General features: G+C 44.9%; 13 protein-coding genes. 8 read left to right on the forward strand and 5 right to left on the reverse strand.

The genetic code is table 11. From position 1 onward, the window contains the following. Window positions 1–3: 3 nt before the first annotated feature. The 5 genes from AC13DA_RS13975 to AC13DA_RS13995 are packed head-to-tail and all read right to left on the reverse strand — an operon-like array spanning window position 4 to window position 4,934. Window positions 4–1,512, reverse strand: coding sequence for a hypothetical protein (locus AC13DA_RS13975; RefSeq protein WP_284450488.1), 1,509 nt, complete (start codon window positions 1,510–1,512; stop codon window positions 4–6). After that, entirely contained in the window at window positions 1,509–2,540 is a 1,032-nt protein-coding gene (gene waaF, locus AC13DA_RS13980; protein WP_284450489.1) for a lipopolysaccharide heptosyltransferase II, read from the reverse strand. The genes AC13DA_RS13975 and waaF overlap by 4 nt, the downstream gene beginning before the upstream one ends. Window positions 2,541–2,542: 2 nt before the next feature. Then, a complete protein-coding gene (locus tag AC13DA_RS13985; protein WP_284450490.1) occupies window positions 2,543–3,355 on the reverse strand; it encodes a ZIP family metal transporter in 813 nt (270 codons plus the stop codon). A gap of 39 nt (window positions 3,356–3,394) precedes the next feature. Continuing rightward, window positions 3,395–4,144: a peptidoglycan editing factor PgeF gene (gene pgeF / locus AC13DA_RS13990; protein WP_284450491.1), complete on the reverse strand. Its 750-nt coding sequence runs from the start codon at window positions 4,142–4,144 to the stop codon at window positions 3,395–3,397. Then, window positions 4,137–4,934, reverse strand: coding sequence for an inositol monophosphatase family protein (locus AC13DA_RS13995; protein ID WP_284450492.1), 798 nt, complete (start codon window positions 4,932–4,934; stop codon window positions 4,137–4,139). Before AC13DA_RS13995 ends, pgeF begins: the two co-directional genes overlap by 8 nt. Window positions 4,935–5,031: 97 nt before the next feature. Here AC13DA_RS13995 and AC13DA_RS14000 point away from each other — a divergent pair, with 97 nt between their 5' ends. From AC13DA_RS14000 to AC13DA_RS14035, 8 genes are all read left to right on the forward strand, one after another. Then, on the forward strand, window positions 5,032–5,760 hold the full coding sequence (locus AC13DA_RS14000) for a 16S rRNA (uracil(1498)-N(3))-methyltransferase (protein WP_040576164.1): 729 nt from the start codon (window positions 5,032–5,034) through the stop codon (window positions 5,758–5,760). Beyond that, window positions 5,757–6,068, forward strand: a complete 312-nt coding sequence (locus tag AC13DA_RS14005) for a DUF3301 domain-containing protein (RefSeq protein ID WP_284450493.1) — start codon at window positions 5,757–5,759, stop codon at window positions 6,066–6,068. The genes AC13DA_RS14000 and AC13DA_RS14005 overlap by 4 nt, the downstream gene beginning before the upstream one ends. Before the next feature lie 18 nt (window positions 6,069–6,086). Continuing rightward, window positions 6,087–7,082, forward strand: a complete 996-nt coding sequence (locus AC13DA_RS14010; RefSeq protein ID WP_284450494.1) for a response regulator — start codon at window positions 6,087–6,089, stop codon at window positions 7,080–7,082. Further along, window positions 7,082–7,918, forward strand: coding sequence for a peptide chain release factor N(5)-glutamine methyltransferase (prmC, locus tag AC13DA_RS14015; RefSeq protein WP_284450495.1), 837 nt, complete (start codon window positions 7,082–7,084; stop codon window positions 7,916–7,918). Before AC13DA_RS14010 ends, prmC begins: the two co-directional genes overlap by 1 nt. Window positions 7,919–7,949: 31 nt before the next feature. Beyond that, window positions 7,950–8,708 carry a HesA/MoeB/ThiF family protein gene (locus AC13DA_RS14020; RefSeq protein WP_284450496.1) on the forward strand — a complete coding sequence of 253 codons (759 nt, stop codon included), beginning with the start codon at window positions 7,950–7,952 and terminating at the stop codon, window positions 8,706–8,708. 58 nt (window positions 8,709–8,766) lie between these two features. After that, complete coding sequence (gene pmbA / locus AC13DA_RS14025) at window positions 8,767–10,101, forward strand: metalloprotease PmbA (RefSeq protein ID WP_284450497.1); 1,335 nt, start codon at window positions 8,767–8,769, stop codon at window positions 10,099–10,101. Window positions 10,102–10,390: 289 nt separating this feature from the next. Next, a complete protein-coding gene (locus tag AC13DA_RS14030; RefSeq protein ID WP_284450498.1) occupies window positions 10,391–12,670 on the forward strand; it encodes a TonB-dependent receptor in 2,280 nt (759 codons plus the stop codon). A gap of 81 nt (window positions 12,671–12,751) precedes the next feature. After that, window positions 12,752–13,432 carry a Fe2+-dependent dioxygenase gene (locus AC13DA_RS14035; RefSeq protein WP_284450499.1) on the forward strand — a complete coding sequence of 227 codons (681 nt, stop codon included), beginning with the start codon at window positions 12,752–12,754 and terminating at the stop codon, window positions 13,430–13,432. Window positions 13,433–13,453: the final 21 nt, after the last annotated feature.

Here is a 13,453-nt window from a genome sequence, read left to right on the forward strand (position 1 = left end):
CAACTACTCCTTCATTCCAGTGGGAGTAATATGTTTGTAGACAATGGCTCTGTCACCTCTGGCATTTTGACTTTGATGAACGGGTTCAAGAGCCCAGTCACTATAGATTTTTTCATCATCCTGATGAGACTTTTTTTCTACAACGAGCAAGTAATCAAAATCAGGCGAACCTTCAAGTTCTCGATTCAGTTTTAGTTGCGTCTTTGGCTCATTTTCATGGAAATAAAAATCAATAAAAATATCATTGGTGAGAACTTGGCTATTTTCTGGCAAATGTTGGCTTGCCCAGATCGCCGTTTCTTTTATATAGCCTTTGGTTACACTCGTCGTGCATGAATCAATCAGACTGGCTAGAAGCAATAGCGAAATTAATACAAGCGCAACTTTATTTTTTGCTTGCCAATACTCATCTATTAGTCTGCACATGGATGGTAGCATTAGTAACATCAGAGCAGTGATTAGCATCACAGCATAACGCGTACTCATGAAGTAATGTTTAAATAGGAAGGAAAGCAAAATGACGACGTTTATACCGACGAAAAAAAGTAAAAAACGCCGAGTCTTAGCATCAGATGAGCTCTTTTTGTGCTGAAGTCTCGCGAAGACAAATAAAATAAGATTAAGAGGTGATAAGCCAGTAATGATTTTTGCCAGTAACATATAAACCAGGCCTGAAGCCAAAATCATCCCGCTGTATCTTTCAGAATACTGATTCAATAATTCATTACCGAGAATGGCTGTTTTAGTATGAAATTCATCAGTAATGGCTGAGTAGTCTAGAAATTGCGTCACGCTAAGGACTTTACCAAATGCATTCATTAGTCCTTGCTGTTGGGTAAAGGTGACAGCACTTATTACTCCAGCGAACAGGAAGAATGAACAAAGCTTGACACTGGCTTTTGAGCCCTCTTTAACACCTAGTTGGAAGAGGATGAAGAGAGGTGTTGCCAGAATAATAGTGATAGCTTCAACACGAAATAACATGGCTAACAAGCTGGATAATTGCCAGTAAAAGCCATTTAACCAGCTGGGTTTTTCCAGAAAAATAATGGTTCGATACATGGATATAGATATAAAAGCCCAATAACCAATATCTCGAATAATATAACTGCGATAGTCATTTAAGGTGGAAAAGCACAGAATGAGCAACGCCGCAATAAAGACGTATCGCTGGGTTGTGAGTAGCTTGCTGGCGATAAGAAAAAGTGCATCGGTGAAAACGACAAAAAGCAGGCTATTGATTAGCTGACCGCTAAACTCCAGTTTGAAACCGCTAAATTGATGAAACTTTGCAATCAACATGGAAAAAAACGGCCAGTCATACATTGATGCTGTGGCTGTAAGTCCCCCGTCAATATAGGCTTTTGCCATATTCATGTACAAAACACCATCACTGTTGATTAGCTGATCATTGGTGAATGCCAATATGGAAAGTAGAAGACTAAATAACGCCGTAAATAAGCGTAACTGGTTATTATTAAGTTCTGAAAAAAACGAGTTTAGCGATTTCATTTTGTTGTTTTTATTTGTTCAATAACACTTTCAACAGAAAGTTGTTTCATACAGTTATGATGCCCCAGAGGGCAGGTGCGTTTAAAGCATGGGCTACAGTCTATATCAATCTGGATGATATTAGCGTTGTTGGCTAAGGGGGGAGTGAATGCGGGTGATGTTGGACCATAAACTACTACTAATGGCACCTGTAACGCCGCAGCAATGTGCATTAAGCCTGAATCATTGGAAACAACGTAATCTGCAGTGCCTAATAAGTCTATGGCTTCTTCTAACTGTGTCTGACCAGCAAGGCTGATTAAATTATCAGACTTATCCCGACAAAGACTGACGATTTCGTCTGCCGTGCTGATATCCGCCTTGGAGCCAAGAATTAATACTTGCCATCCTGACGTAAGAAAAGAGTCTGCTAGCGCTGCATAATGCGATGTCGGCCATTGTTTGGCTGGCCCAAATTCTGCACCAGGACAAAGGATAAGTCGTTTTTGCTGAACAGACTGGCGTTTAGGATTAATGACTTCATTTGGGGGCTCACCAATCATCAACGGTGCTTGATAAGTCGGTTTTATCTGTGACTGTGATGCTGGATGTGCCAAAGCAACAAAGCGCTGAACCATCATCGGTAAAGCTTTTTTGTCCAGTTTTCGGGCATCATTTAGTAAGCCATAACGATATTCGCCACGCCAACCGGTTCTTACAGGGATTTTGGCAAACCAGGGAATAAGCGCTGATTTCCATGAGTTGGGTAAAACAATCGCCTGATCGTAATGTTTATCACGCAGAGAGAGGCCTAATTCTCTACGCATTTTCCAAGCAAAGATACCATGAGATATTGGCATACTGATGGCGTTGTTAACTTCAGGCATACGCTGCAACAATGGTCGTGTCCAGTCCATCGCGAGGACATCAATGATAACCGCTGGATCTTGTTGCTTTAGCGCAATAAAAAGTGACTGTGCCATGACCATGTCACCCACCCAAGATGGGCCGACAATTAAGATCTTTTTATTGGGGTTCCTTCCCGCCATGACTAATGTAATGTGCTATGAGCGATATAAATAAACACGACACCGAGAGCAATCAAACTGATTTGCTGTAAAGATTCAATAGGTTTGACCTTTTCGTGCAGGCCAGGAATTAAATCGGCAACAGCCACATAAATGAAGCTGGATGCGGCAACCAGCAGAACATAAGGCAGGAAATGCTGCATACCGGATAACGCAAAGTAACCAATTAACGCGCCGGCTAATGTACCTAAACTCGACAAGATATTGTAATAGAGGGCTTTTTTTCGGCTAAATCCACTGTGTAATAAAATGACAAAGTCGCCCAATTCTTGTGGGATTTCATGAGCTGCAATAGCTAAGGCAGTGACGACCCCAAGATGTACGTCAGTCAGAAACGCTGCGGTGATTAAGATACCATCCACAAAGTTATGTATCGTATCGCCAATCAGAATTAACGGGCCAGCCGATTTATGCTTGTGACTATGGTGGTGTCCACCATGATGATCGGGTCTGTCCAGTTCAGGGATATGTTCATGACCATGATGAGTATGACAGTGTCGCCATAACACCATTTTCTCTAGTGCAAAAAAACTGAGTAAACCGAGAAGTAATGTTAAACCGATAGCATGCGCATCAATGGCATACTCATGCTCAATAGCATGTGGAATTAAACCCAAGAAAGAAGCGCCGAGCATCGCTCCTATCGCAAAACTAACAAGGTGTGGCACGGCCAGTGTGCGATGTTTTTCAGGCAATAATAAAAACGATGAAGCCACAACAACGCTCAAAAGTCCGCCTACCAGACTAAAAACAATGATCCAGATGAGTAATTCCATAATGATCCAACAAGGCTGAATTAAGCCGCTAATGATACCTTATTTATCACTGATCCAGATAAGCGAAACCATACGACCAGTCTCTCCATTCCGTCGATAGGAGAAAAAACGGGAAGCGTCAGTCATCGTACAATAATTGCCACCGAATAATTGCGAGACACCATGCTGTCTCAATCTCAGGCGGGCGAGTTGATAGATATCAGCCAAGAAATGACTGTCATCGCTTTGCTGAAAAGCGACTTCAGCCATCGGATCGTGACTGAGAAATGCCTCATAGACATCTAAACCCACTTCGAATTTTTCCGGACCGATGGCAGGCCCCAACCAGGCATAAATATGTTCTGCGGCAGCATCAAATTGCGCTAAGGTTTTTTCAATAATGCCATCGGCTAAACCTCGCCAGCCGGCATGTATTGCAGCAATTTCAGTACCAGATGCATTACTGAGCAATAGTGGCAGACAGTCAGCAGTCATAATCGCGCAGACGTGATTGGTTTGATTAGCGTAAATCGCATCCGCTTCGATGCCTTCATGCCAATCCTGACTATTAACTACCTGAGTGCTGTGTGTTTGTTGCAGCCATAGCGGGGAGGCTGGCAGTTTTAGGACAGAGCTAAGTGCCGCGCGGTTTTTTTCCACATTCTCAGGCGTATCGTTAACGTGATTGGCAATATTCAAGCTATCGTATGGGCTAGGGCTGATACCGCCCTTTCTGGTTGTTGTGTATGCCTGAATATGGTCAGGCATGGTCCACTCTGGCGTAATAAATTCCAGTGTTTTTCTAACCATTCACCGCATCCAGTAAGTAGCTTTGCCAAACCTGAAATAATTGTTCATCAATGGCGGCACATGAAGAACGTGGCTGTAAGGTGTAACGAAACGAAGGATCGCCATACAGAGTAGAAGCAAAACCACCTGCTTCTTCTAAAATTAAGTCGCCGGCGGCATAGTCCCAGATTTGCTGACTACCATGCAGATAAATATGTCCACGGCCAGCCGCTAACCAGCATAACTCCAACGCGATAGAGCCCAGATTTCGCTGTGAGGCAAAAGGGCGATCTGCCACGATTTTAGAGGCTAAGGCTGGCGGTAAACGCTTAAAGTCGACAAACGCAATGGTGTTGTCGAGGCTAAGATTAGGTGAGGTCAGACGCAGTGGTTCATCATTCAGCCAAGCGCCCTGACCGCGAATAGCGGTGAAACTCTCATTACGAGAGGGATCCAATACCATGGCAAAGGTCACTTCACCTTGTTCAATCAGGGCCAGTGAGATGGAGTAAAACGGTAAACCTGAAGCAAAGTTGCTGGTACCGTCCACAGGATCAAGACACCAGATTGGTTTGCCGGAATCAAATAGTTGTTGCTGCTGTTCAGCAGACATTTCTTCGCCGAGTAAAGCGATATCAGGATGCAAGTCAGCAAGCCGTTTGGTTAATGAGCTTTGCACCGCACTATCCGCGGCTGTGACGATACTACCGTCCTTTTTATAGTCACGGCTGACATTATTGGTATAGGGCAAAAGGGTCGTGGAGGCCACGTCCCTGACAAGTTGCTGAATTTGTTGCCGGTCTATATTCATGTCTCGAGTATAACAGCGAAAAAAGGAATTTGATTCAATCTATCGATGACAATCTGTAAACTGCTAGTCACTTTAGTAGCTTTTTGACTTCAACACCATGCGAATGCCCCGATTTTATACTGAAATATTGTCATCTTCTGAATCAGAATTTGTCTTGCCTGATGACGTGCATCGTCATGCCGTTCAGGTGCTGCGTCTGAAACCTGGAGCAAATATCCGCTTGTTTAACGGCCAGGGAATGGAGTATGAGGCAGAATTAACTCTTGTTGAAAAACGACAGTCACGCGTTTGTCTTGGTCAGCTTGTAGAAACGCAGAAAGAATCACCACTAGACATTACCCTGCTACAAGGCATTTCTCGTGGTGAACGCATGGATTTTGCCATTCAGAAAGCGGTGGAACTGGGTGTGAAAAAGATTGTTCCGGTGATTACCGAACGTTGTAATGTGCAGTTAAGTGGTGATCGTGCTGATAAGCGTTTTAATCACTGGACAGGCGTTATGGTCAGTGCCTGTGAGCAGTCTGGACGCAGTTTCCTGCCTGAGTTAACGGCCGTTCAAACCTATTCAACAGTGCTTGCTGACTATAAAGATGAGTTGAACTTAGTGTTGGATCCTTTGGCACAAAAAGGATTTTCTGAATTGAGCAAACCGGCGTCCCTGACCATGTTAATTGGGCCAGAGGGTGGTTTGTCAGATACTGAAATTGAGATGGCAAAAAACGCCGGCTATCAAGCAGTACAGTTTGGCCCTCGTATTCTTCGCACAGAAACGGCTGCGGTGGCAGCTTTAGCTGTTGCACAAACATTATGGGGTGATCTGGGATGAATGATAGTGGTTTACTACTGATTATTCTCGGTAGCCTCGCCTGGTTTTGGTGGGACAGTCGTGGCGTGGCTGAGCGGGCCACGATAGCCGCAAAATCTTATTGTGCCAATACCGGAGTCGCCTTCTTAAATGATACGGTGTTCTGGCGTAAAATCCGTTTTAAACGTAACCGCCAAGGACGAATACAGTTACAGCGTTATTATTTTTTTGAATTTGCCAGCGATATGCAGCAGCGCTATCGGGGGGAAGTCATTATGATGGGGAAAAAAGTGGAGTCGATTAGCATGGATGCGTTTCGGGTCGGTTAATCACATCAGAGGATAAACATGTCTAAATTTACGGCATTGGTGGTGGATGATTCTCGCGTTGCCAGAATGACGTTGAGTAAGCTATTACGTGACCACAGCTTCAACAGTATTGAACTGGGGAGTGCTGAAGAAGCCATGCACTGGCTGCAAACTACCGACAAACTGCCTGATCTCATTTTTATGGATGTGATGATGGCAGCAATGGATGGACTCACAGCCACTGCTCAGCTAAAACAGCATTCACAATGGGGACGGATTCCGGTCGTTATTTGTACCGGTAATGAAACCGAAGCCGATCAGAAAAAAGCCTTTGATGCCGGTGCCTCTGCTGTGTTGAGTAAGCCACCTGAGGCAGATAAGGTGGCCGCCATATTAGATGAGATTGAGCTCAGAACAATCGACTTCCCGGAGATGAGCCCATCAGGAGTCGAACCACAACAGCTTGATATTGAGGCGATAGTGACTTCGCTTAAAGCTGAGTTGATGAACGATCTTGATATGCGTTTGCAACAAATTCAGCTGCCGGAAAAGACTACAACGGAATCTCAATTAGGGGCAGTTGAGATTACTCAGTTGGTGAAAGAGCTGACGCAACAGCAGTTTTCTGATCTGAAACAATCTCTGTCAGTGCAATTGAATGAGCTGGTTACGATAACGGCTGAACCAGTTTTACAACAGGCGCTTAAAGATATGGATTTGAGTTCGAGTATTGATCGGGCTCTGGAGCAACATGCTGGGAAATGGTTGGATAAACAACAAAATATCGTACGTGAGTCGGTGTTAAGGCAGCTTAAGCACGATTTAAATCCATTGGTCGCAAAAAGTCTGGAACGATTAGTCAATGAAAAAATCCTGCCGCTTATCCGCAATCAAGTGACGGCGATGAAGCAGGAGTTTGACAACAGTCATCAAGAACAATGGGCTCAGCTTCATACACAACTGACCATGCAGCGTAATATCAGCATCGGAATCGGCGTTATAGCAATATTAGCGTTGGTGTTTGTGTTTATTTAATGTTGCCCTCTATACGTGAAGCTCAGGCCTATGGCCGTGCCTGTTTAAGCAGTTCAATCAGTCCAGATATCGATATACAGTATCTTCTGTGTCATCTTCTGGACTGTTCTCCAACACGATTATTACTGGATGCCGAAAGCGATCTCACAGAAAGCCAATGGCAACAATTTAAACAATTTATTGAACGCCGAAAGAACGGTGAACCGATAGCTCACATCACGGGCTCGCGAGGCTTCTGGTCGTTGGAGCTTGAAGTAAATGATTCAACACTGATTCCTCGGCCGGATACTGAATTATTAGTCGCACTGGCCTTGGCGAAAGTAGAAGCCGGCATGAAAATTATTGATCTGGGCACGGGTAGCGGGGCCATTGCTTTATCCATCGCAGATGAGCGGCCGGATATCACCATGTTTGCCACAGACTTTCATCTGCCTGCAGTGCAATTAGCTCAGGCAAATGCACGTAAACACATATTAAATAATGTGCATTTTATGCAGGCTTTCTGGCTGACGGCATGTCAGCAAAATCAATTTGATATGGTGATATCAAATCCACCCTATATCGAAGCGGATGATCCGCATTTGCAGCAAGGTGATGTGCGATTTGAACCTCTTTCTGCGCTCATTTCTGGCCCGGACGGTTTGGACGATATACGGCTTATTACCCAGCAGGCGGCAAACTGTTTGCGTCCAAATGGCTGGTTGCTGGTGGAACATGGTTATGATCAGTCTGTGGCTGTGCAACAGCTTTTTTCCGCCGCGGGCTTTTCTCATATTTCAGCACACCAGGATTTTGGCGGAAACGACCGGGCCGTGATGGGCCAACTCACGTTATAATGCTGCACTACGCTATTGAGTCTAATCACTGATGAATGACGAACAATTATTACGCTACAGTCGCCATATTTTATTGTCGCAAATGGATATTGAAGGGCAGCAGCGTCTGCTGGACGGCCATGTGATGATCATTGGTTTAGGTGGGCTAGGCGCGCCTGTTTCGATGTATTTAGCGGGCTCTGGTGTGGGTCATTTAACCTTAGTTGATGATGATGTGGTTGAGTTAGCTAATCTGCAAAGACAGATTGTTCATACCCATCAAAACATCGGTCGAAAAAAAGTTGAATCGGCGGCAGAACAATTACATGCCTTAAATCCTGATATCAGGATTGATATGATCGATAAACGTCTGGATAAACCAGCTATGCTGGCGGCATCTAGAGATGTCGATGTGATCGTAGACTGTACCGATAATTTTGAGACACGTTTTTTCTTAAATGAAGTCAGCAGGGAAAATAAGATTCCCCTGGTATCAGGTGCGGCCATTCGTTTTGACGGACAAGTGACAGTCTATGATCCACGACAGGCTGATTCACCATGCTACCGCTGCTTATATGAAGACAAAGGCGAATTACAGGAAACCTGCTCTGAGAGTGGTGTGTTTGCCCCCATGCTCGCGATGATTGGCGGAACGCAGGCCGCGGAAACATTAAAACTACTGGCAAAAATTGGGACACCTTTAACGGGGCGTTTATTACTGCTGGATGGGCTTTCCATGAGTTGGCGAGAAATAAAACTCAGGCCAGATCCAAGCTGCCCGGTTTGCTCCGATAGCCACCACAGAACATAAGCCGATAAGGCATCTCAAACCATTGAGAAAGACAAATAAGTCGAGGATTTGAACACAGATGAGTCAAATGACAAACACCGTTGAATTAGAACGTGCCGCTGATATGGCATTAACTGAAGCCAAAAAGCAGGGGGCCAGTGCTGCTGAAGTGGGCATCAGCCATAGTGAAGGACTATCGGTCACGGTCCGCCAACGTGAAGTCGAAACGCTGGAGCACAATAACGATACTGGTTTGGGCATCACGGTGTATTTCGGACACAGCAAAGCCTCATCCAGCACATCTGACTTAAGTGAAGCCGCTATTGCTGAAGCAGTCAAAGCGGCTTGTAATATTGCTAAACATACTCAGGCAGATGAAGCGGCAGGGCTTGCCGATGCAAATTTAATGGCCACAGCGTTTCCGGAATTATCGCTTTATCACCCCTGGGCAATTGACGTGGATAAAGCCATTGATTTAGCGACATTGTGTGAACAGGCCGGTCTTGATCGCGATAGTCGGATTTCAAACTCAGAAGGCGCCACTGTCTCCAGTCATAGTGGACAACGTGTGTATGCAAACAGTCATGGTTTTATCGGAGCAACACAAAGCAGTCGTCATAGTCTGTCTGCGACGCTGATTGCTCAAGATGAGCGAGGCATGCAGCGTGATTATTGGTATGACATTAAACGCGATGCTAACGATCTGGCTAGTGCCGAGTCGATTGGTTTAAAGGCCGCTGAACGGACGTTATCAAGATTAGGTGCCGGTGAAGTGAAAACCGGAAGTTATCCGGTGATTTTTACTGCGCAAATGGCCCCTTCTTTATTTGGCCAGTTAATCTCTGCTATCCGTGGTGGTGCTTTATACCGTAAAGCTTCTTTTTTGTTGGACAAAAAAGGCGAGCAAATTTTTCCTGAATTTATTCATGTGCATGAGCAACCGCATATTCTTAAAGCATTAGGCAGTGCAAGTTTTGATGGTGAAGGCGTGGCGACACAAAACCGTGACATCATATTAGATGGTGTACTGCAAGGTTATGTGCTCGACAGTTATGCTGCCCGACGCTTAGGCATGCAAACAACCGGAAATGCGGGTGGTGTGCATAATTTAACCATTGATAGCAGTACTGACGCTGATTTAGCGGCGCTGATAAAGCAGATGGATAAGGGCATTATCGTCACGGAAACCATGGGCATGGGCGTTAATATTGTGAATGGTGACTATTCACAAGGCGCAGCGGGGTTTTGGGTTGAGAACGGTCAAATCCAATATCCGGTTGATGAATTTACCATCGCCAGTAACTTGCAAGACATGTTTATGGGGATTGTGGACGTAGGCAGTGATGTGGATATACGAGGCAATACCCGTTGTGGTTCAGTGTTGCTCGAAAAAATGATGATAGCGGCGGCTTAAATGGAATTGCAGGTTCTCAATAGACATTAAGGCCCAATTCCGTATCACTGATAATTTAACGCAGCTAATATGTAGTTCTAATGTTAAACAACGACGGGTGCTTGTCTAGCTTAAAGCTAACTGGTGTCAATAAACATCAAGCGTAAAAGAGCTGCTTTTATTTGCTAATAACAGGAAAAGATTTTAAATCTAATTGAGAATGTGTTGCATTTAGATTTAGTTAAAGGTAAAGTTTCGTTCCTTCTGGCGTGACAACGCGTTTGGTTTATCTTTACTAAATACGAGCAATATGAAAAATAAATTCCCCTCACGACGTCCTGTATTAAATAAATCGGTTCATCCTACGATCACCGCTTTTTTATTATCACTCCCACTCTCACCGGTTGTTATGGCTGATAATAGTGCTACTGATAACGAAATTGATCTGGATAGTATTAGCGTTGTGGGTGAGAAAGAGAACCAGTTTAATACCGAATATTCATCCTCAAATAAATTCACCGCCCCGCTGTTGGATACACCAAAAACGGTCAACGTTATTCCAAAAGCCGTTATTAGTGAGAAAGGGGTGACTACGCTTGAAGAGGCATTACGTACTGTGCCAGGTATTACTTTTGGCGCTGGTGAGGGTGGTAATCCCTTAGGTGACAGACCCTTTATTCGTGGCATTGATAGTCAGAATAGTATTTCGGTTGACGGTTTACGTGACATTGCAGCTGGTTCACGTGAAATGTTTAACGTAGAACAAGTGGAAGTGATAAAAGGTGCTGATTCAGCATTCAACGGCCGTGCAGGTGCTGGTGGGAGTATCAATATTGCGACCAAGCTTCCAAAAGCCGAAAACTTTAAGCATGCTGAAATTGGTTTAGGCACAGATAACCATTTCCGCAGCACTATTGATGTGAACCAGTTTTTTGATAATGGTGTGGCGTTTCGTTTAAATGCGATGGGGTTAAAAGAAGATATTCCTGGCAGAGAAGGACCAGAGAATAAACGCTGGGGTATTGCACCTTCTGTGACGCTGGGTTTGGACACACCGACACGAGTGACACTGGCCTGGTATCACCTAGAAACAAATGACATTCCTGATGGCGGCGTACCTTATAACTTGCCTGCTACTTTACCTACTTCAGGATCTGTGACGCTGCATCCAACCACCGGCGGAGACAGAAACAATTGGTATGGAATGACGCACCGTGACTTTCGTGACGAAACCACCGATCAGCTCACCGGTATTGTGGAGCATGATTTAAACTCTGACACCACCATCAAGAATACATTCCGTTTTGCGAAGTCCAAACAAGACTACCTCTGGACACTGCCAGATGACAGTCAAGGCAATGTGGCTGATGGTTTAGTCTGGCGTCGTGGTAATGCTAACTTTAGTAAAACAGAAACCGTACAAAATGCGACCGAGCTGAGCGGAAAATTTGACACCAGTTTCATTCAACATAGCTACACCACAGGGATAGAGTTATCTCATGAAAAATCTGAGGTAAAACGTACGGCCGTTACCTTTAACAACGCCTATGTTAATTGTGGTCAAGATGCCATTGATGCTTTTCTGTGTACAAGCCTAAGCAATCCTTCACCGAATGATCCGTGGTTATTTGACTATACCTTGCCTGAGCCGGCTAAATACAGAACAAAAACGGCCTCTGCCTATGTGTTTGATACTATGGAATTATCTCCTCAGTGGTTGCTAAATGGTGGTGTGCGTTTTGACCATTATGACTCGACTTATACCGGGGCTTCAGCGGCTACCGTGTCGCGTATTGATAATTTATGGAACTATCAATTAGGCATCGTCTTCAAGCCAGTAGAGAGCGGCAGTATCTATGCTAACTACTCAACATCAAGCACCCCTGGTAATTCTTTCCTCGGCCAAGGTCGTGAAGCAGGTTCTATTGACCCTAACGGGCGACGTGCACCTACTAATGCGGATCAACTCAAACCAGAAAAGACCCGTGCTTACGAATTAGGCACCAAATGGAATTTTGCAGATGATCGTTTATCGCTTGGTGCTGCAGTATTCCGTAATGAAGTAACAAATGTTCGAATTCAGGATCCAAACGATGCTTCACTGGCTGAAATGGGCGGAGAAAAAGTGGTCAATGGTCTGGAGCTGTCTGCGACAGGGCAATTAACACCTAAATGGGATGTGTTTGCCGGTTATACCTATATGGATAGTGAACAAAAAGATCTGGGTTTGAGTGGCGGTGTGCCCGCCGCCGGAACGGGTAAAGCGTTTCCTAATACGCCGCGCCATAGCTTCACTTTATGGACGAGCTATGAAGTCACGCCTAAGCTGACGTCTGGCATTGGCATGATTACGCAAAGTGAAATGGTCGGTGGCTACACCTTTAATGGTGATGCGCTGATTACCAGAGCTGTGCCGGGGTACACACGTTTTGATGGCATGGTGAACTATGCCATCAGTGAAAAGCTGGAAGCACAATTAAATGTGTATAACCTGCTTGATAAAGAGTATTACTCCTCTTCTTATACGACACATTATGCAACGATCGCAGCGGGTCGTTCTGCGGTGGCTACCTTGAAACTCGATTTCTAAACGCCACATTTAGTTATACTCTCTATAGCTTTGCCATCATCATGATGGCAAAGCTTTTTTGCTATAAGGGTGTCACTTATTATGCTTATTCCTATTAAAGGTCTGTTGAGTTCAGAGGAAGCTGAAAAATGTCGGCAGGCGCTGATGCAAGAGGCATGGAATGATGGGCGGCAGACGGCGGGGCATGTCGCCATCAATGTGAAAACTAATTTGCAGTTAAGTCGAGACAGTCAGGTTGCTCAGCAGATTGGCGATCTGATTCTTGACCGCTTGGGGGCTCATCCTCAGTTTATGTCTGCCGTCTTACCAGCGAAAGTATTACCGCCCTTGTTTAATCGGTACGAAAGCGGCGGCGCCTATGGCAATCATGTTGATAACGCTTTATTAACACTGCCTAATTCAAGTATTAAATTACGCAGTGATGTGTCTACCACAGTCTTCTTCAGTGAGCCTGAGCAATATGAAGGCGGTGAGCTGGTTATTCAGCATAGCTATGGTGAGGAACGCGTTAAGCTCGCAGCAGGGGATGCTATTGTTTATCCGGCAAATAGTTTGCACCGGGTTGAACCTGTCACCGAAGGCATCCGCCTGGCCGCTTTTTTCTGGTCGCAAAGTTTGGTGGCAAGCAGTGAACAGAGACAGATGTTGTACGAGCTTGATCAAAGCATCCAGACTTTGATCATGGATCATCCTGAAAGTGAGTCGATCGCCTCGTTAACCCATCTTTATCACAATCTGTTACGTCACTGGTCACAGACATAAAGTTGAATGGAACAATCCCCT

Source organism: Methylophaga sp. F-2 (genome assembly GCF_056859315.1).

Bases quoted from the DNA above. Each gene is read 5' to 3' on its own strand.
- AC13DA_RS13975 (WP_284450488.1), bottom strand. From the start codon at position 1,512: ATGAAATCGCTAAACTCGTTTTTTTCAGAACTTAATAATAACCAGTTA.
- waaF (WP_284450489.1), bottom strand. From the start codon at position 2,540: ATGGCGGGAAGGAACCCCAATAAAAAGATCTTAATTGTCGGCCCATCT.
- AC13DA_RS13985 (WP_284450490.1), bottom strand. From the start codon at position 3,355: ATGGAATTACTCATCTGGATCATTGTTTTTAGTCTGGTAGGCGGACTT.
- pgeF (WP_284450491.1), bottom strand. From the start codon at position 4,144: ATGGTTAGAAAAACACTGGAATTTATTACGCCAGAGTGGACCATGCCT.
- AC13DA_RS13995 (WP_284450492.1), bottom strand. From the start codon at position 4,934: ATGAATATAGACCGGCAACAAATTCAGCAACTTGTCAGGGACGTGGCC.
- AC13DA_RS14000 (WP_040576164.1), top strand. From the start codon at position 5,032: ATGCGAATGCCCCGATTTTATACTGAAATATTGTCATCTTCTGAATCA.
- AC13DA_RS14005 (WP_284450493.1), top strand. From the start codon at position 5,757: ATGAATGATAGTGGTTTACTACTGATTATTCTCGGTAGCCTCGCCTGG.
- AC13DA_RS14010 (WP_284450494.1), top strand. From the start codon at position 6,087: ATGTCTAAATTTACGGCATTGGTGGTGGATGATTCTCGCGTTGCCAGA.
- prmC (WP_284450495.1), top strand. From the start codon at position 7,082: ATGTTGCCCTCTATACGTGAAGCTCAGGCCTATGGCCGTGCCTGTTTA.
- AC13DA_RS14020 (WP_284450496.1), top strand. From the start codon at position 7,950: ATGAATGACGAACAATTATTACGCTACAGTCGCCATATTTTATTGTCG.
- pmbA (WP_284450497.1), top strand. From the start codon at position 8,767: ATGAGTCAAATGACAAACACCGTTGAATTAGAACGTGCCGCTGATATG.
- AC13DA_RS14030 (WP_284450498.1), top strand. From the start codon at position 10,391: ATGAAAAATAAATTCCCCTCACGACGTCCTGTATTAAATAAATCGGTT.
- AC13DA_RS14035 (WP_284450499.1), top strand. From the start codon at position 12,752: ATGCTTATTCCTATTAAAGGTCTGTTGAGTTCAGAGGAAGCTGAAAAA.